Origin of the sequence: Rhizobium sp. N731, assembly GCF_001664145.1 — a bacterium.
Taxonomy (GTDB): Bacteria; Pseudomonadota; Alphaproteobacteria; order Rhizobiales; family Rhizobiaceae; genus Rhizobium; species Rhizobium esperanzae.
On sequence record NZ_CP013601.1, the window covers coordinates 2,654,051 to 2,670,388 of the forward strand.

The 16,338-nt window shown below is 61.0% G+C and carries 20 protein-coding genes; 12 read left to right on the forward strand and 8 right to left on the reverse strand.

Annotated elements, in window-relative coordinates; genetic code table 11:
• Positions 1–280 precede the first annotated feature (280 nt).
• Complete coding sequence (locus tag AMK02_RS13095) at positions 281–802, reverse strand: winged helix-turn-helix transcriptional regulator (protein WP_064803355.1); 522 nt, start codon at positions 800–802, stop codon at positions 281–283.
• An 89-nt stretch (positions 803–891) separates the two neighbouring features.
• Between AMK02_RS13095 and AMK02_RS13100 the strand changes: the two genes are divergently transcribed.
• Positions 892–1,533, forward strand: a complete 642-nt coding sequence (locus AMK02_RS13100; RefSeq protein WP_064803357.1) for a dihydrofolate reductase family protein — start codon at positions 892–894, stop codon at positions 1,531–1,533.
• A 112-nt stretch (positions 1,534–1,645) separates the two neighbouring features.
• Here AMK02_RS13100 and AMK02_RS13105 read toward each other — a convergent pair whose 3' ends face one another.
• Both AMK02_RS13105 and AMK02_RS13110 read right to left on the reverse strand, forming a co-directional pair.
• Entirely contained in the window at positions 1,646–1,912 is a 267-nt protein-coding gene (locus AMK02_RS13105) for a hypothetical protein (protein ID WP_064803359.1), read from the reverse strand.
• A gap of 110 nt (positions 1,913–2,022) precedes the next feature.
• Positions 2,023–3,468, reverse strand: coding sequence for an adenylate/guanylate cyclase domain-containing protein (locus tag AMK02_RS13110; protein ID WP_064803361.1), 1,446 nt, complete (start codon positions 3,466–3,468; stop codon positions 2,023–2,025).
• A 380-nt stretch (positions 3,469–3,848) separates the two neighbouring features.
• Here AMK02_RS13110 and AMK02_RS13115 point away from each other — a divergent pair, with 380 nt between their 5' ends.
• Positions 3,849–4,052 carry a hypothetical protein gene (locus tag AMK02_RS13115; protein ID WP_064803363.1) on the forward strand — a complete coding sequence of 68 codons (204 nt, stop codon included), beginning with the start codon at positions 3,849–3,851 and terminating at the stop codon, positions 4,050–4,052.
• Between the two features lie 107 nt (positions 4,053–4,159).
• Here the strand turns inward: AMK02_RS13115 and AMK02_RS13120 are convergent, their stop codons facing one another.
• Entirely contained in the window at positions 4,160–4,810 is a 651-nt protein-coding gene (locus AMK02_RS13120; RefSeq protein WP_064803365.1) for a TetR family transcriptional regulator, read from the reverse strand.
• Between the two features lie 91 nt (positions 4,811–4,901).
• Between AMK02_RS13120 and AMK02_RS13125 the strand changes: the two genes are divergently transcribed.
• From AMK02_RS13125 to AMK02_RS13135, 3 genes are all read left to right on the forward strand, one after another.
• Entirely contained in the window at positions 4,902–5,555 is a 654-nt protein-coding gene (locus tag AMK02_RS13125; protein WP_064803367.1) for an O-methyltransferase, read from the forward strand.
• Between the two features lie 323 nt (positions 5,556–5,878).
• On the forward strand, positions 5,879–6,691 hold the full coding sequence (locus AMK02_RS13130; protein ID WP_064803369.1) for a hypothetical protein: 813 nt from the start codon (positions 5,879–5,881) through the stop codon (positions 6,689–6,691).
• Between the two features lie 117 nt (positions 6,692–6,808).
• On the forward strand, positions 6,809–7,807 hold the full coding sequence (locus tag AMK02_RS13135) for a DUF808 domain-containing protein (RefSeq protein ID WP_064806206.1): 999 nt from the start codon (positions 6,809–6,811) through the stop codon (positions 7,805–7,807).
• 43 nt (positions 7,808–7,850) lie between these two features.
• Here the strand turns inward: AMK02_RS13135 and AMK02_RS13140 are convergent, their stop codons facing one another.
• Positions 7,851–8,228: a winged helix-turn-helix transcriptional regulator gene (locus AMK02_RS13140; protein ID WP_020921619.1), complete on the reverse strand. Its 378-nt coding sequence runs from the start codon at positions 8,226–8,228 to the stop codon at positions 7,851–7,853.
• Positions 8,229–8,361: 133 nt separating this feature from the next.
• Here AMK02_RS13140 and AMK02_RS13145 point away from each other — a divergent pair, with 133 nt between their 5' ends.
• Positions 8,362–9,201, forward strand: coding sequence for an SDR family oxidoreductase (locus AMK02_RS13145; protein WP_064803371.1), 840 nt, complete (start codon positions 8,362–8,364; stop codon positions 9,199–9,201).
• 226 nt (positions 9,202–9,427) lie between these two features.
• Here the strand turns inward: AMK02_RS13145 and AMK02_RS13150 are convergent, their stop codons facing one another.
• Positions 9,428–9,895, reverse strand: a complete 468-nt coding sequence (locus tag AMK02_RS13150) for an Lrp/AsnC family transcriptional regulator (protein WP_064806208.1) — start codon at positions 9,893–9,895, stop codon at positions 9,428–9,430.
• Between the two features lie 125 nt (positions 9,896–10,020).
• On the opposite strand from AMK02_RS13150, the gene AMK02_RS13155 reads away from it, so the two are divergent.
• The 4 genes from AMK02_RS13155 to AMK02_RS13165 all read left to right on the forward strand — a co-directional run bounded on the left by AMK02_RS13155 (position 10,021) and on the right by AMK02_RS13165 (position 13,445).
• Positions 10,021–11,235, forward strand: coding sequence for an argininosuccinate synthase (locus tag AMK02_RS13155; protein WP_082929665.1), 1,215 nt, complete (start codon positions 10,021–10,023; stop codon positions 11,233–11,235).
• Between the two features lie 293 nt (positions 11,236–11,528).
• Complete coding sequence (locus tag AMK02_RS31735) at positions 11,529–11,702, forward strand: hypothetical protein (RefSeq protein ID WP_189636967.1); 174 nt, start codon at positions 11,529–11,531, stop codon at positions 11,700–11,702.
• 320 nt (positions 11,703–12,022) lie between these two features.
• Positions 12,023–12,799, forward strand: coding sequence for a phosphodiester glycosidase family protein (locus AMK02_RS13160; RefSeq protein WP_064806212.1), 777 nt, complete (start codon positions 12,023–12,025; stop codon positions 12,797–12,799).
• A gap of 244 nt (positions 12,800–13,043) precedes the next feature.
• The gene (locus AMK02_RS13165; RefSeq protein ID WP_064803373.1) at positions 13,044–13,445 is read left to right on the forward strand and encodes a GFA family protein; all 402 of its coding nucleotides are present in this window, start codon (positions 13,044–13,046) and stop codon (positions 13,443–13,445) included.
• Between the two features lie 38 nt (positions 13,446–13,483).
• Here the strand turns inward: AMK02_RS13165 and AMK02_RS13170 are convergent, their stop codons facing one another.
• Complete coding sequence (locus AMK02_RS13170) at positions 13,484–13,957, reverse strand: VOC family protein (RefSeq protein WP_064803375.1); 474 nt, start codon at positions 13,955–13,957, stop codon at positions 13,484–13,486.
• Positions 13,958–14,155: 198 nt separating this feature from the next.
• Between AMK02_RS13170 and AMK02_RS13175 the strand changes: the two genes are divergently transcribed.
• Together AMK02_RS13175 and dapB are read left to right on the forward strand one after the other, a co-directional pair.
• A complete protein-coding gene (locus AMK02_RS13175) occupies positions 14,156–14,371 on the forward strand; it encodes a hypothetical protein (RefSeq protein ID WP_064803377.1) in 216 nt (71 codons plus the stop codon).
• Between the two features lie 144 nt (positions 14,372–14,515).
• Positions 14,516–15,307 carry a 4-hydroxy-tetrahydrodipicolinate reductase gene (gene dapB / locus AMK02_RS13180; protein WP_064803379.1) on the forward strand — a complete coding sequence of 264 codons (792 nt, stop codon included), beginning with the start codon at positions 14,516–14,518 and terminating at the stop codon, positions 15,305–15,307.
• Between the two features lie 33 nt (positions 15,308–15,340).
• On the opposite strand, the gene AMK02_RS13185 is transcribed toward dapB, so the two are convergent.
• Positions 15,341–16,273 (reverse strand): ornithine cyclodeaminase family protein, encoded by a 933-nt coding sequence (locus tag AMK02_RS13185; protein WP_064806214.1) that lies wholly within the window; start codon positions 16,271–16,273, stop codon positions 15,341–15,343.
• Positions 16,274–16,338: the final 65 nt, after the last annotated feature.

Consider the following 16,338-nt stretch of genomic DNA (forward strand, 5'->3'; position numbering starts at 1 on the left):
TTATATTGTTCGTGAGGTAGATCCGCTGGTGACCAATGAGCACGACCGGATATTTTTCGTAGAAAGTGAAAAAAGCGTCCCACCGTGTGGCCCCCTCATCTGCCTGCCGGCATCTTCTCCCCGCTGGGGAGAAGGGACCAAGCCGCACGACTCCCCTTTCAACCGAAATGTCGGAGGGGCGAGGCGCTGCCACGATTCCCCTTCTCCCCGCGGGGAGAAGGCGGCCCGAGGGTCGGATGGGGGGCCACACGGTAGATCTTTCAATTATCCTTTTCTTACATCACGCCCCGGCCGCCGCCATTCTTCCCCGCACCTCCAGAAACGCCGCCGTCAGCCGCGCCAGCACCGGCGAGGTAACAGTCCCGTTCGCCCCGCCGATCGGATCGACGATGTGGATCTGCCGGAGATCCTCCATGAATTCGTCCCAGAGCGGCTGTCCGCCCTCTTCCAGCAACTCGGCGCGAATGCTGAGATCCTCGCCCACCGGCAGGTGACGCCTGCCCCAGGCGCCGATCATGGCGAAGAGGGGAACGAGCTGGATTGCCGGTTCCGTCAGACTGTAGATTGCTTTCTGGCTATGGCTCGGATCGTCACGCTTGCTGATGAAGCCAAGCGAGAGCAGCCGCTTCAGCCGGGCCGCCAGGATATTGGAGGCGATCCCCTCCTCCGAATGAGTGAGCAGATCGCGGAAATGCCGGCGGTTGCCGAACATGATGTCGCGGATGATAATCAGACTCCATCGGTCGCCCAGCACCTCCATCGTCAGGTTGATCGGACAGCCGGACCGCAATTCTATATCCACGAAGTATCTCCTTCGGAAACCAGTTGCATTATAGGATCACTCGTGCGAGATTACAACTAGTTTCAATTAGCAACCAGATGGAGGAAAGCATGTCCAAGGTGCGCGTCGCAGGGTTTTCCGTTTCCGTGGATGGTTTCGGCGCCGGGCCGGAGCAAAGCTTGAATGATCCGCTCGGAAAGCGCGCGCCGGAAATGTTTCAGTGGTTCTTCCACACGCGCACCTTCCGCGCGATGATGGGTAAGGACGACGGTTCCACAGGCATCGACGAGGATTATGCGTCCCGCGCCATGGCCAATTTCGGCGCCTTCATTCTCGGGCGCAACATGTTCGGCCCGATCCGCGGCGAATGGCCCGACGATGCCTGGAAAGGCTGGTGGGGTCCGAACCCGCCTTACCACGCGCCGACCTATATCCTCACCCATTATCCACGCGAACCGCTCGTCATGGAGGGCGGCACCACCTTCCACTTCGTCACCGGCGGCATTCATCAGGCGCTCGACCAGGCGAAGGCGGCGGCCGGCGATAAGGATGTGAAGATCGGCGGCGGAGTGGCGACCGTCCGCCAATATCTGCAGGCGGGTCTGATCGACGAGCTGCATTTCGCCGTTTCGCCCGTCGTGCTCGGCAAGGGCGAAGCGATGTTTGCAGGCATCGACCTTCCCGCGCTGGGCTTCCGCGTCACCGAGCATGTCGCCAGCGAAAAAACCACGCATCTCGTGCTGGCGAAATAACCGAGCCGCCGGTTCAGTCCGGCGATCTCTCCGGCGTGAGCGGCGCCGGAAACACATTCATCCCGCTGGACGAGGCGGCTGTCCAAGGCCATCTCGCCCGGCTTCAGCAGCGTCACATTTTGCCCATGCTTTTCATCGCGTTCTGCATGTGCATCTTGCAGTCGTCCATCTTGTTGGCCGTCATGGAATCCTTAGCCATCATCATTTCCTTGGACGCCATTTCCTTCTTTTCCTTCATGGCCGGATCGGTCATGGCGTCCATGTCGGACTGCATTTTCATCATCGACGCCTCGTCGCATTTCATCATCGCATCCTGTGCAAGGACAGGCAGTGCGGATGCGGCGGCGACAACGATGGCTGCAGCTGTGCGTTTCAACATTGTATTCTCCTCCTTTTGGGCAGCGTTGCCCGTTGCAAATGGTGGAATGCAAGTTCCCAAGAACGTGCCGCGGCGCGGGATGAAGACATGTGTAAATCAAGGACGTGAGATTATCCCGGCATCACCCGGTAGACGCATGCCATCCCCTCCACGCCCCGAAGCGGAGCCTCGAAGGCGACTAGCCTGTGGCCGGAGAGCAGCCGGCTGACGTCAGGCGCCGAAAACAGGGCTTCGGATAGACAGATCTCGCCGGCCTCGGCCAATGATTGCACCCGTGCCGCGACATTGACGGTCTGCCCGAAATAATCGAGGTTGTCGTTCAAGGTCACGGCGATCGACGGACCGCAATGGGCGCCGATCTTCAGAATAATGCTGGGGTCGCCATGCTCCCCGTTGAAGCGTTCGATTTCCTCGAGCATGTGCAGAGCAGCCGAGACGGCGTCGCTCGGGCGGGAGAAGGCAGCCATCACCGCGTCGCCGATCGTCTTGACGATTGCGCCCGAATGCTCCTGTACAGTGGCGCCGAGCAAGGCGAAGTGTTCACGCACCAGTGCATAGGCATTGAGATCGCCGAGCCGCTGGTACATCGCGGTCGACCCCTTGAGATCGGTGAACAGAAGCGTCACCTGGCGAATGCCGAGGCCCTCCCTTTCATCAACGCATTCGGAGCGGAACAGCCGCCGAAATGTCTGGCGCGCAAGCAGCATTCCGCCCGACATGTAAGGATCGAAATCGAGAACGGGCTTGATGGCCTGCGCCAGAATCTCGGGCGGCCAGTTGATGAGAAGCAGCGAGCCACGCACGGCAGCCGAGTTCTCGACTTCGAGGATGACCGGGCCGGGCCGAACGGCTGATGACGAAGGGCAAAAATGCCGACCGTCATACCCGATCCTGAGGAGTGCCGGCGCCGTAGCGGGCTCGCCTGCCACCGGCAGCGCAAAGCTCGCCTGGGTCTCGACATTGATGCCGGCGAGCGCACCTGGGCCGAGTTCAGCCCTGATCGTCGTGACCGAACCCGGTGCCAGGAAGGAAAGGCCGCGCACCAGCCCTTTCAGGACGTCGAGAAAGCGGACCTGCTGACCGGGCAGTCGCGCATCGCTGAGAAACCGTGCCTTCCAGTGAAAATCCTCGATCGAGAGCGAGCCGGGATCATGAAAAGACAGCCGGCGCAGCTGCGGCGACACTGTGAAGGTGACCTCGATGAAATCGTCGAGATCGGTTTCGCCGGAGACGTCGCACAGGCCGCAGACATAGTGCGTCTTCAGCGTCCTCAAGGCGCCGAAACTGTCGAGCACCATTCCGGATTGGGGACACACGACGTCCCAGCGCATCTCGAACAAACCGCTGCGCGTTGCATGGAGAAAGAGATCGATGCTTTCCGCCTCCGAAATGGCGCCGTCGTGCGCGAAAGCCAGCGGGTTGATGCGGTAGAGGGACAGATCGTCACCGCTGCGGATCAGGTTTTCGAATTTGGCGATGCCCCCCGGGCTCCAGGACCGGGCCTGCCGGATCTCGGTCATCTTGCTCTCAAGGAGCCGTTCCTGAACGTCAGTCATCTGACGCCTCACAAAGTTCGGCCGGGCCATGCGACCGGGAATCGCCGCGATTATAGCAGACGCTCGTCCGGGCGGATCAATCGGAGCCTGGCCGAGCAGAAGTCTTACGGATTAGCCCGGAAAGGCGACGCTGGGGTTTTCAGAAGCTTTTCCCGCTCGACATCGCTTATGTCGGCATTCGCCATCTGCGACATCCGGACTGTGTCAGCGGACCATGACGCTCAGCAGTCTTGTTCTCGACCTGTCGTCAATTAAGCGTGTCCAAGTAGCTGTGGCATTGCTGCAGAATGAGCGTAGAGTACGCATCATCGGCCCATAGGATACCGGCACGACCGCTTGAGAGACCATCGTGCTCTTGCCGCTTCATAGAGGGTACGAAGATGCTCTTGTCGCTTATTTCACTCGACGACAGCCAGATAACCATCGTCACCGATGCCGTTCGGCAATGGTGCTGCGAGAAAAAGCTCGACATCGACAGCATCGAAGGACGCCGCGCCGTCACCGTTGCCGTCGATCTCGTTCAGCTGGACATCGCCCAAAACCGGCTTTTTGCCGAATTGTCGAAGCAGTTGGACCACCAGTAGGAAACAGAAATCGGTCCATCAGGGCTGCCCCCGGCGCCGTGACAAGGTTGCGATAATCCGTGGCCGGTTCGCAAAAAGCCACTCATTTGCCGTGTTGAGGTCCTTTGTTAGGAATTCACCGTGTCCCGGCCGGATTCGAGCTTTTCAAGGTAGGCTGCGAACATCTCGGCCATGGCTTCGGCGTAGGTTTCGATCTCGCCCAAGCTTCGGGGAGCCTCAGAGAACTGCTTCCCCACCGTGGCGAGCGTCGTGACGATCAGGTCACCGGCAAGCGCCCGGCTTGCCTCCGGGACCGATGGCAGCACCTCCTGCATGAACAGCCCGATGATGCGGTCTCCCGACGCCCTCGCCGCCTGCGCCTCCGGCGCATCCCGATAGAACGGCGCGGCGTCGTGAAGCGCCACTCGCATCGCCGCTTCCTCACACTCGGAGCGAAGAAAGGCGTGAACAAGGCTGCGCAGCCGTTCGAACGGCGGTCTTTGTGCATCGGCAAGAATGTCGGCGAGCATGTCGTTCGTCTGCCGCCATTCGTCGCTCTGCAGCCGGAAGAGGATTGCCGCCTTGTTGGGGAAATATTGGTAGAGCGAACCGATACTGACGCCCGCCCTCTCCGCTACCCTCGCCGTGGTGAAGCGATGGGCTCCCTCCCGTGCCAAAACCTGAGCAGCAGCATCGAGGATCGCCCCCACGAGCTCCGTCGAGCGGGCCTGCTTCGGCTGCTTTCGTGAAGAAATCCGCGTACTTGGCCGGTCGCTCATAGCAGTGCTCCGCAATGCGATTAGAAAATGCGAGGGATTATTCGTATTTTTGAGGCAGCGCAAGAACCTCATCATTCCAAGGAGCCCTCCAATGACGACACTGACCACCGCGCCGCTCGCGCCTCTCCTCCTCCGCCTGTTCGAAGAAGCCGCCGCGGCGACGAGCCCCGCCATATCCGAGCTTTCCAGCGACGAGAGAATGCGCCTGATCAGCAGCAAGACGGAATATCTCGACCTTTACGGGCGACTGAAGGATCTCTGGCTTCCTGTCTCGCGCGAGGCCGGCACGCTGCTCTACATGCTGGCGCGCAGCTGCCGTGCTCAAACGATCATTGAGTTCGGCACATCCTTCGGCATCTCGACCCTCCACCTTGCTGCAGCACTGCGCGACAATGGCGGCGGCCGGCTGATCACCAGCGAGTTCGAGCCGTCGAAGCTCAATCGGGCGCGCGAAAACTTGACGGCTGGAGGCCTCATCGACCTTATCGAAATTCGTGAGGGAGATGCCCTCCACACCCTTGGCACCGATCTTCCTGATACGATTGACCTCCTGTTTCTCGACGGCGCCAAGGGGCTCTATCGTGATGTCCTGGAGCTGGTTGAAGACCGCCTGAGACCCGGCGCCCTCATCGTCGCCGACAATGCCGACGTCAGCCCCGAATATCTCGCCCGCGTTCGCTCAGCCGCCGCTGGCTATCTCTCCGTCCCGTTCGAAGAGGACATCGAGCTGTCGATGCGGGTTTGATATCGGGAGCCTGAGCAGGCGCTTCACAGCGAAGTCTGCACTTCACTTGCGCTCAGGCACTCGATCCTACCGTCGCTCGCCCTCCCATTGCTACCTCAACTGTGGGAACGACGCCGTGCGGCTTGCCTCTCTTCTCCCCAGCGGGGAGAAGATGCCGGCAGGCAGATGAGGGGGCCACACGGCACATCCTTCACTGCCTTGGCCTTGCTACACAAAGCGAAGGGCAGATATGGAACAACCCACCGCCCTCACGCACAACCCATCTTGCACATCCCCACTCCCTCACCTAAGGCAATGCAACCTCCCTTCCGCAAGGCCGCCCGGTGCTCCGCTTCATCCTCCACGCCCTCGCCGCTCTCATCCTGACGCTGCTCACTCAGATCGGTGGCATCGTCTATCTCATCGCCCTTGCCGCTGCGCACGCCTTCGGCCTCAGGCGATTTCCCGCAAAGCTCACGCTCTTCCTTTTGTGCTACGCCGCCGCGACCGTCGCCACACAATTTGCCGCACCGGCATTCGGCCGCGTTCCGCTCTCCTGCCTGACAAGCGCCGAAGACAGGCTCGTGGTCCGCTCGCCGATCTACTGCGCGCTGAACCGCAACTACGTCACGCCCAAGCTTCGCGATCTCGCAGAGGCGCTCGCCGCCCATATGGACGCGCAATTCCCCGGTACCGTCACCGTCGCGCTGGATGCGAACTTCGCCTTCGTTAACGGTTTCCCGCTGCTGCCGCATCTCTCGCATGCCGACGGCAAGAAGCTTGATCTCGCTTATTATTATAAGGATGCCGGCGGTGCCTTCCTGAACGGCGACACCCGCTCACCGATCGGTTATTTCGCTTTCGAGCAGCCTGGCCCGGGTGACGAACTGCCTTGCGCGGGTCGCCATGACTGGCTCACCACCCGCTGGAATTTCGATGCGCTGCAGCCGTTATTCCCGGCCTACCGGATCGATGAGCAGCGCGCGGCGGCGGCGGTCGCCTGGCTGACGACAGAAGGGATCGCGCGCTTTGGCCTGCAGAAGATCTTCATCGAACCGCATCTGAAGAACGCAGTCGGCATCACCGACGCCCATGTCCGCTTCCAGGGTTGCCGGGCTGCCCGCCACGACGACCACATCCATATTCAGATCGAGTGAGCGCATTCGAGCGCCAGCCCGGATCGGGCGCCGCAACCATCCGTGGCAGCGCCTCTTTCCAGCTGCCGGCCGATTGACTATTTTCGCTGTCCATATCCCTGAATGAGAGGTTTGCTTGTGAGTGTCGGCCTGATTGCCCTCCTTGATGATGTCGCAGCGCTTGCAAAGGCGGCCGCTGCTTCCCTGGACGATGTCGTCGCTCAGGCGGGCAGAGCCGGCGCCAAAGCCGCCGGCGTCGTGATCGACGACGCTGCCGTCACGCCGCGTTATGTGACCGGCCTGTCGGCGGCGCGCGAACTGCCGATCATCGGGAAGATCGCCGTCGGCTCCCTCAAGAACAAACTTCTGTTCCTCCTGCCGGCAGCACTCGCCCTCAGCCTTCTCCTGCCGCAGGCAGTGACGCCGCTGCTAATGCTCGGTGGGCTCTACCTTTGCTACGAAGGCGCCGAAAAGGTCTACGAGCTGGTCGTGCCGCATGCCGCCCATGCCCACGAGGCGGAGCTCGAGACGATCAGCATCGATCCCAAAACCTTTGAGGACGAAAAGGTCGCGAGCGCCGTCAGGACCGACTTCATTCTGTCGGCCGAGATCATGGCGATCACGCTGGGCTCCCTGTCCGAGTCGGGGCTGGCGGTGCAGGCGCTGGTTCTCGCCCTGGTCGGCACGATGATCACCGCCGCCGTTTACGGCGTCGTCGCCTTGATCGTGAAGGCGGACGACTTCGGCCTCTGGCTTGCCCAGCGCTCTTCCCGCTCGCGGACAGGGGCGTTCCCGCGCATGCTCGGACGCGGCCTTGTGCAGGGCATGCCCTATCTTCTCCAGGTGCTGGGTCTGATCGGGACGGCGGCGATGATCTGGGTCGGCGGCGGCATCATTGTGCACGGCGCCGAAAGCTTTGGCTTTGCCTGGCTGAGCCATCTGCTCCACGATGCCGGAGAAGGCGCCGCGCATGCAATGCCGGCCGTCGGCGGCGTGGTTTCCTGGCTGGTCCAAGCTGCCGGCTCAGGTCTCGTCGGCATCCTCCTCGGGCTTGCGGCCATCCCGGCCGTCGGCTACGCCGTTGCGCCCGCATGGCGGTGGTGCGCAGCACGCCTGCGCAGGATGAGGACTGCGTAAGCGCGGGACAGCAGATGTTGCTTACGTCGAAGCGCCGCCATCATCAACCGGCGTCCCTTTCATCATACGCACGCTGCGCCGCAAAAATTGCGTCCATGTTCTGCTCTGCCCAATGGCTGAGTGCCGAAACCGTATCCGTCAGCGTGCGCCCGAGCGGCGTCAGCGCATATTCAACGGTTACCGGCACGGTCGGAAAGATCGTGCGCGAGATCAGGCCGTTGCGCTCGAGCCTTCTCAGTGTCTGCGACAGAACCTTCTGCGATATGCCCTTGATATCGCGCCGGATGTGATTGAAACGCACCGGCCCGCCTTGCAGCCGGTCGAGGATCAGCAGCGCCCATTTGTCCGCCAGGCAGTCCAGCACCAGCCGCGTCGGGCAGCGATCCTCATAAACATTGTAGCTCTGCTCTGTCGTCGTCATTCCATCCTCCCCTTCCCGCCCCGGGTTTCCCGCAGGAAACCAGGTGAGAAAAAAGTGCTCTCTTTTCCGATCCCGTTTTCTCTGTATGTATCCTATGGAAAGATAGTTTCCAACAGAAACCACGGAGAGTGATATGAGCAGGAAAATTCTGGTTCTCGGCGCGACGGGCACCGTCGGCCGACATGTGGTCGATGGGCTTTTGGCGAAGGGCGAAGCCGTCAAGGCCGCCTCTCGCGCCGGCAAGCCGGTAGCCGCCGCCGAGGGCGTCGCCTTCGACTATGCCAGGCCTGAAACTTTCGGCCCGGCCCTCGAGGGCGTCGACCGTGCCTATGTGTTGCTCGCCTCCGGCTATGTCGACTCCAAGGGCCTGCTGCTGCCGGTGATCGAAGCGGCCGCAGCCCGGAAGGTGAAGGTCGTGCTCCAAAGTGTCATCGGCGTCGATGCCGACGACTCCATTCCCTATCGCCAGGTCGAGATTGCGCTGGAAAAATCCGGCACGCCCTATGTCATCCTTCGCCCGAACTGGTTTTCCGACAATTTCCACACCTTCTGGAAACCAGGCATCGACCACGGCCAGATTGCGCTTCCCGCCGCCGAAGGCAAATCGAGCTTCATCGACGCCCGAGACATCGCGGCAAGCGGCGTGGCGGTGCTCACCTCCTCGTCTTTCGACGGCAAGGCCTTCAACCTGACCGGCCCGGAAGCGCTCTCCTATGCCGAAGCCGCCGCCATCCTCTCCGAAGCGATCGGCAAGCCCGTCACCTATAACGCCGTCTCCGACGAGGCCTTCATCGAAATGCTGACGGGGGTCGGCGTGCCGGCCGGCTATGCGAGCTTTCTCGCTTCAATCTTCTATCCCGTCCGCCAGAACTGGACAGCCATCGTGACCGGCGACGTCGAGACGCTGACCGGCAAGGCCCCGCGCTCGCTGAAGACCTACGCCGCTGATTACGCCGCGGCGCTGAAGGCGTAATCGCCACCCTGTCGTCGTCATGCTCGGCCTTGTGCCGAGCATCTGCAACCGGTGCAGCAGATCCTCCACGCAGGCCGAGGATAGCATCGAGAGTGGCGCTGCGGCACTTCTTCTATCGGGATGGAAAGCGGCAGCCGCAGCTCCGATCATGTCATCGCCGGACGAGGGCGGCCACCCCACCTCAGCAACTCAGGTGCTCGACATCAGCCGCCAGCGACAGCGACACTTATCGCAACGGCAGCTCGAAGCTCCGTTTCAGCGTTTCCATCGGCACATCGGTCTTGACGTTGAGGACGCTCGGAATGCGCGTCAGGTGGTCGGCCTGAAAACGCCAGTAGCTGTGCAGATCGGCAGTGACGATCCGAAGCACGGCATCGCACTCCCCCGCCGTCAGGTAGCATTCCATCACCTCCGGAAACCGCCTCACGGCTTCGGCAAACCGCAGCGTGACCTCGGCATCCTGGGTCTTGAACCACACACGGGCAAAAACCGTCAGCCCCGCCCCGACCTTTGCCGGATCCAGCACAGCGACGTAGCGATCGATGATCCCTGCCTCTTCCAGCAACCGAAGACGGCGCAGGCAGGGCGAGGGCGAAAGCCCCACCTCCCGTGCCAGCTCGACATTCGAAATGCGCCCGTCGCGCTGAAGGACGCGGAGAATATGGCGGTCGATCGCGTCCAGAAGAACTGGCATTTTATATCCCATCTGATGCGCCACTGCGCCACAATATGCCAATCTTTCACAGTTTCCGGAATGTTTCGCAAGCTCATTGCGCACAACTTGGCCTATCGTTCCACCCAATCGATATGGAGAAGCTGATGGCAAGAAAAATAGAAAAAATCGTGCTCGCTTATTCGGGCGGGCTGGATACCTCAATCATCCTCAAATGGTTGCAGGAGGCTTACGAATGCGAGGTCGTGACCTTCACCGCCGATCTCGGTCAGGGCGAAGAACTCGAGCCGGCGCGGGCGAAGGCGGCAATGTTCGGGGTCAAGGATGTCCGCATCGTTGATCTACGTGAGGAATTCGTCCGCGACTTTATCTTTCCGATGCTGCGGGCTAACACACTCTACGAGGGGCAGTATCTCCTCGGCAGCTCCATCGCCCGGCCGCTGATTGCCAAGCATCTGGTCGCCATAGCCAAGGAGATCGGCGCGGACGCCGTTGCCCACGGCGCGACAGGCAAGGGCAATGATCAGGTCCGCTTCGAATTGGCCGTCAATGCGCTCGATCCGTCAATCAAGATCATTGCTCCGTGGCGTCAATGGAACATCCGCTCCCGCACGCAGCTGCTGGAATATGCCGAGAAGCATCGGATCCCTGTCCCGAGCGACAAGCGTGGCGAGGCACCGTTCTCGATCGACGCCAACCTGCTGCACACTTCGACGGAAGGCAAAATTCTTGAAAATCCAGCGGAGGTCGCACCCGATCATATCTATCGGCGCACGATCGATCCTGTCGACGCTCCCGATGCCCCTGAGATCGTCACCGTCGGCTTCGAGAGCGGGGACCCTGTTGCCGTCAACGGCAAGGCAATGACACCGGCAGCCTTGCTGACCGAACTCAATGAATTGGGCGGCCGGCATGGCATCGGGCGGCTCGATCTGGTTGAAAACCGATTTATCGGCATGAAGTCGAGGGGCGTATACGAGACACCGGGAGGAGCGATCCTGCTTGCCGCGCATCGCGGAATTGAATCGATCACGCTCGATCGCGCCGCCGCGCACCTGAAGGACGAGATCATGCCACGCTACGCCGAGATGATCTACAACGGCTTCTGGTTCGCGCCCGAGCGGGAGATGCTGCAGGCCCTGATCGACCGAAGCCAGGTCTTCGTCAGCGGCGAAGTGGCGATGAGGCTCTATAAGGGAAGCGCCTCGGTCATCTCTCGCATGTCGCCCTCCTCACTCTATTCCTCAGACCTCGTCAGCTTCGAGGAAAGCTCCATCGCCTATGATCATCATGATGCCGAAGGCTTCATCAGGCTCAATGGATTGCGGCTCAAAAGTTCGGCGGTCCGCAATAGACGGTGAGCGGCTGATCTTAACTCAGCAGCGCCATCTCTCAGCATCTGCCAATGCCTTCATCGAGGGCATTGCTCCCAACGCTTCAAGTGCTTGTTGGAGCGCACTATGCGGATCTCGCTCGCGGCCGAACCACTGCCCAATCCATGAGAAAACCGAGGAAGCTAATTTCAAACGATTTTAAAAAAGCTACGAAAAGCTAATCGATTTTAATTTTATCATTCAAATTTTCTTGTTGCGGCGCGAGAGAATTTAACCATTAATTTCCGCAGATGCTCAGTATGTTCGTTGGAGGAACCCGCATGACTGTGACATTTCCGCTGACCGAGAAGCGCGACGCCGAGGCGTTGCTGAAGCACTTGACGATGCACAAACTTAGCTGTCCGGGAAACTGCGTCGTATCGCTCAAGGCACATGTCGCCCACGTCTCATCCTCTCATACAACGGCACTCGGCACCGCCCGTACCGCCTGGTAGGGTTGAATGTTCCCAGCTTTGCCGGGGTGTCTGGGTTTTGATGGCGGCGGCGTTTGCCGCTGAGGCTCCTTCCCCCTCATCTGCCTGATCCACCTCTTCTGCCAGCGGAAGAAGCGGAGCCAGATGCTATCGTTTCCTTCCTGTAGAAGAAGGAGGCAGGCGTCGACGTCTCACGAAAAATCTTGGAATACCAATCGCGGCTGACAGTCATTGCTGTGCCGGTAAAAATTCCTATTCTTGGCGCCGCCGATGGCGATGAAAAACCGGCGCTGCGGCCGCACGATAGGAAATTAGATCTCGTCATGACTATTCTGACACCACTGACCTATCTCAAACAAGGCGTGCTCGCTGCGGCCATGATGCTGGCGGCAATGATGACATTCCTGCCTCAGGCGCATGCAGAGCCATGCGAACAAGAAACTTTCGAACAGGCGACATACGTCGTTTGCACGCTGGAAGCAGGAAAAGCCGATCTGCGCCTGTTCTGGAAAGATGCCGATGGCGAACCATACCGCGCTTTTTCAAACCTCGCCGAAGCCCTTCGCTCCGAGGGGAAAACGCTGGCCTTTGCCGTCAACGCCGGAATGTACCGGGCCGACTTTTCGCCGATGGGACTGTATGTCGAGAACGGCGGGGAATTGAAACCTCTCAATACGGCAGGGGCCGGAGGCTCTGCCGGTCAGGTCCCGAATTTTTATAAGAAGCCGAACGGCGTGTTCTTTCTTGATGAAGCAGGCGCCGGCATACTTCCGACCGACGAATTTCTGAAGCGCGCCACTAAGGTGCGGTTCGCCACGCAGTCCGGCCCAATGCTCGTCATTGCTGGAAAGCTGAATCCAATCTTCATCTTCGGCTCGACAGACCGAACCCGCCGAAGCGGTGTCGGCATCTGCACAAGCGGCGCAGTTCGCTTCGCGATCAGCGAAGACAGCGTCAATTTCCACGACTTCGCACGACTCTTCCGCGACCGGCTGAAATGTCCCGACGCGTTGTTTCTCGATGGTGGACGCGGTGTCGGACTCTTCTATCCGGTAATGGGCCGCAACGACCGCTCCTGGCACGGCGGCTATGGCCCGATCTTCGGCCTTGTGGAATAGGACGCGAGGCATCCCGCGTTCATCGCTCTCCGCGACCCCGTCACACGGCCTTTGAAATGAAGAAGCATGGCCACAGGCCCCTTGGACGGCGGCGGCCTGCAGGCAGCATGATCCGGATTTCGAAAGGATTGCATCTGACATCGTCACGGGCCGACCGGATCAATAGGCAAGCGGCAATTGCGGTCACCGCGCGATTAAGGCACGATGCGGTGCTTGAAGGAGAGCAGCAAGTGAACTCACGCTCATGCTGACAGGCTCATGTCATTGCGGCAAGGCGAGCTGGACGCTCCAAGGCGATCCTGGATCGATCACCGCGTGCAACTGTACCCTCTGCCGACGCTACGGCACGCTCTGGGCCTATGATTACGAAGGAGAGCGTATTGCGCTCACCGGCCAGACCGCCTCCTACACCCGCTCCGGCAGGGAGACGTCATCCCTCGAAATTTTGTTCTGCCCATCCTGCGCTTGCGTCTTGAGCTGGCGCGGTCTGCGCCTGCAAAAGGATGGCCGCCGCCGCATGGCGGTCAACATGCGGCTTGCACCTCCGGAACTCGTCGCCGATCTCCCCATCGATCACTTCGACGGGCTGGACACATTCAAAGACCTTCCCTCCGACGGGCGCTGCGTACGCGATCTCTGGTTCTGACAGGCCGTCATGTGTCGGCCTCGGGCGGCAATGGCGCCTCAACCGCGCCGAGCCGCCTCGATCGCCGCGACATCGATCTTTTTCATCGTCATCATCGCGTCAAAAGCACGCTTTGCCTGATCACCACCCGCCGAGAGTGCTTCTGAGAGGACGCGCGGAGTGATCTGCCAGGACAAACCCCATTTGTCCTTGCACCAGCCACACTCGCTTTCCTGGCCGCCATTACCGACGATGGCGTTCCAGTAGCGATCGGTTTCTTCCTGATCCTCCGTGGCGATCTGAAACGAGAAGGCTTCACTGTGTTTGATTGCAGGGCCGCCGTTCAGACCGATGCAAGGGATACCCGCGACGGTGAATTCAACAACCAGAACGTCTCCCTGTTTGCCTTCAGGATAATCTCCCGGCGCACGCGTGACAGCACCCACAGCGCTGTCGGGAAAGGTCGCGGCATAAAAGCGGGCGGCATCCTCAGCGTCTTTGTTGTACCATAGGCAGATCGTGTTTTTTGCCATTGCGCGGTCCTCTTAGTTTGCAATTCCCACTCAAATAAGAGGGAAATCGCCTTTCTCCAGCCCATGTAGGTTATTTCGGCAAAGGCTCCTCGGTTTGATCCATGCACACCCGGCACGCTGCGGTTTTCGCATCGCAAAAAGCGTGTCAGACTGTGCAAGCTGCGCATCGTCCGCGCGCCGATTAAAAGGGCCGAAGCCATGCACAAGTTCACCGTTACCCTCACCCGCGAAATCGAGGCCGATACCGCCGAGGAGGCAGCCTTGCTCCTGTACCAGGAACTTTCGAAGGGACCCGTCCCTGACCGCTACTCGGTCACCGACAAGACGAAGGTGACCACGGAGATAAACCTCGACCGGAACAAGGCTGATGAATTCGCCAGCATCGATCACACCGCCGATCCCGGCAACTGGTAAGGCCAGGCGTTCACAGGGACGGTCGCAACAAATCCCCTGCTTTACGCCGGGAGCGCAAGTGCGGTAGGTGCAGAATGCCGTTCCGGCGCGAACCCCGGATGCAAGCGGCCGCTCTATCGGAAATATGCCAGCCAAGGAAAACACGTGACCTCACCTGTCAAAATAGCCGTCGCCGGCGCGAACGGCCGCATGGGTCGCACCATACTGCCGCTGCTCGCGGCCGATCCGGCTTTTGCGGTCATCGGCGGCATCGGCCGTCCCGGCTCCGCCGGTGACGGGCTGATCGACCGTGGGGCAGCAATCGCAGCCGCCGACGTGATCCTGGATTTCACGACGGGAAATGCCGCTGCCGAACTCGCCGGCCTCTGCGCCTCTGCAGGCGGGCCGGCCCTGGTGATCGGAGCGACCGGTTTCGAGCCGGATGAGATCCAAAGGATCGCCGCCGCCGCCCGAACGATTCCGATCCTGCGCTCCGGCAACTTCTCCATTGGCGTCAACATCCTGGTCGGCCTCGTCGCCCAGGCGGCGCGCGCTCTTCCCGCGCATGGCTGGGATATCGAAATCCTCGAAGCCCACCACAACAGAAAGATCGATGCCCCGTCCGGTACGGCGCTGATGCTCGGCGAAGCGGCCGCCGAGGGGCGCGGCGTTTCCCTGGCATCTGTCGAGCGGCGCGGGCGTGACGGCGTCACCGGCGAGCGGCCGACCGGCGAGATCGGCTTCGCCGTCCTGCGCGCCGGCGGGCTCATCGGAGAACACAGCGTCCTGTTCGCCGCCGCCGACGAAGTCGTGACGCTGTCGCATTCGGCTCTCGATCGCGGCATGTTCGCCCGCGGTGCGCTTGCCGCCGCCCGCTGGATCGCAGGGCGCGCACCCGGCGAATACAGCATGCGGGATATGCTGGGTCTGACGGCTGAAAGCGCGAATAGAGAATGAACGGAGGCTTGAACCACCTCCTTGAATCAGGGTCTACACCGACGCATCCAGCCTATCGAGGATCGCCGCCGCGACGGCAACTTCGGTTCCGGCGAGGCCCACGGAACAGAACAGTGTTAACTCTTCGGGCGATCCTCGCCCCGCCACTTTCCCGGCAATGATCTCGGCGAGGTCAACCAGACGGCCGTCGCTGCCGGAGCCCGCCAAGAAAAAGGGCGATGGGTATGCGCGCGCCTGTTCGGGAGAATCCGTCGCGATCACGGCCGCGGCGTCGGCGACATCCAGGCCGAGTTCGTAACCGTGAAGCGTTTTCGGGCCGACAGTGTTGACGTGCGCGCCGGCCTTTAAATCGCCGGCGTGGAGGACGGGCGTTTGGCTAGTCGTTGCGCAGATGACGATGTCGGCGTCTTCAACGGCTTTCGAGACGCTGTCGACGGGCTCCACCTCAAGCCCCAGCGCGAGTTGCATCTCGCTTGCAAAGGCAACACGATTTTTCTCGTCACGGCTGTAAACGCAGGCGCGATCGAGGTCGCGAACGGCGGCAGCCGCGGCGAGCTGGGTTCGCGCCTGCGCGCCGCTGCCGACGATGCCGACGATCTTGGCGTCCGGCGCACCGAGATGCCGGATCGCGAGACCTCCGATCGCACCGGTCCTGAGGCTCCCGAGGCGCGATCCGAGAACGATGCCTTTGAGTTTGGCGTCGTCGGCCGACCATACGGCGACGATCTGCGCATGCTCGGCCCCATCGAATGTGTCGTAGACGCGAAAGCCCGCAAGCGGTTTCTCGCCCAGGATACCGCCAACGGTAAAAACGAGATCGCCTCGGTCAGCAAACGACACATGATGCCTCGGCGGCGAGATCAACCGGTTGGCGGCCCTGGCATGGAAGGCGGTCTCCAGCGCATCGATCGCGACCGCCATCAACCCGCTATCGTCAATATGCTTGTCCATCAGGATTTTCATCACGGCAACCTCCGATTCAGGCGGCATCCTGCAACCCCAATCCCGCTTGAGGTCAAGAGGCCGGATGG

Excerpts from the sequence above, each read along its gene's own strand:
- AMK02_RS13110 (WP_064803361.1), bottom strand. The coding sequence starts at position 3,468 with ATGACTGACGTTCAGGAACGGCTCCTTGAGAGCAAGATGACCGAGATC.
- AMK02_RS13105 (WP_064803359.1), bottom strand. The coding sequence starts at position 1,912 with ATGTTGAAACGCACAGCTGCAGCCATCGTTGTCGCCGCCGCATCCGCA.
- AMK02_RS13170 (WP_064803375.1), bottom strand. The coding sequence starts at position 13,957 with ATGGCAAAAAACACGATCTGCCTATGGTACAACAAAGACGCTGAGGAT.
- AMK02_RS31735 (WP_189636967.1), top strand. The coding sequence starts at position 11,529 with ATGACTGTGACATTTCCGCTGACCGAGAAGCGCGACGCCGAGGCGTTG.
- AMK02_RS13145 (WP_064803371.1), top strand. The coding sequence starts at position 8,362 with ATGAGCAGGAAAATTCTGGTTCTCGGCGCGACGGGCACCGTCGGCCGA.
- AMK02_RS13175 (WP_064803377.1), top strand. The coding sequence starts at position 14,156 with ATGCACAAGTTCACCGTTACCCTCACCCGCGAAATCGAGGCCGATACC.
- AMK02_RS13100 (WP_064803357.1), top strand. The coding sequence starts at position 892 with ATGTCCAAGGTGCGCGTCGCAGGGTTTTCCGTTTCCGTGGATGGTTTC.
- AMK02_RS13140 (WP_020921619.1), bottom strand. The coding sequence starts at position 8,228 with ATGACGACGACAGAGCAGAGCTACAATGTTTATGAGGATCGCTGCCCG.
- AMK02_RS13155 (WP_082929665.1), top strand. The coding sequence starts at position 10,021 with ATGGCAAGAAAAATAGAAAAAATCGTGCTCGCTTATTCGGGCGGGCTG.
- AMK02_RS13150 (WP_064806208.1), bottom strand. The coding sequence starts at position 9,895 with ATGCCAGTTCTTCTGGACGCGATCGACCGCCATATTCTCCGCGTCCTT.
- AMK02_RS13115 (WP_064803363.1), top strand. The coding sequence starts at position 3,849 with ATGCTCTTGTCGCTTATTTCACTCGACGACAGCCAGATAACCATCGTC.
- AMK02_RS13120 (WP_064803365.1), bottom strand. The coding sequence starts at position 4,810 with ATGAGCGACCGGCCAAGTACGCGGATTTCTTCACGAAAGCAGCCGAAG.
- AMK02_RS13125 (WP_064803367.1), top strand. The coding sequence starts at position 4,902 with ATGACGACACTGACCACCGCGCCGCTCGCGCCTCTCCTCCTCCGCCTG.
- AMK02_RS13165 (WP_064803373.1), top strand. The coding sequence starts at position 13,044 with ATGCTGACAGGCTCATGTCATTGCGGCAAGGCGAGCTGGACGCTCCAA.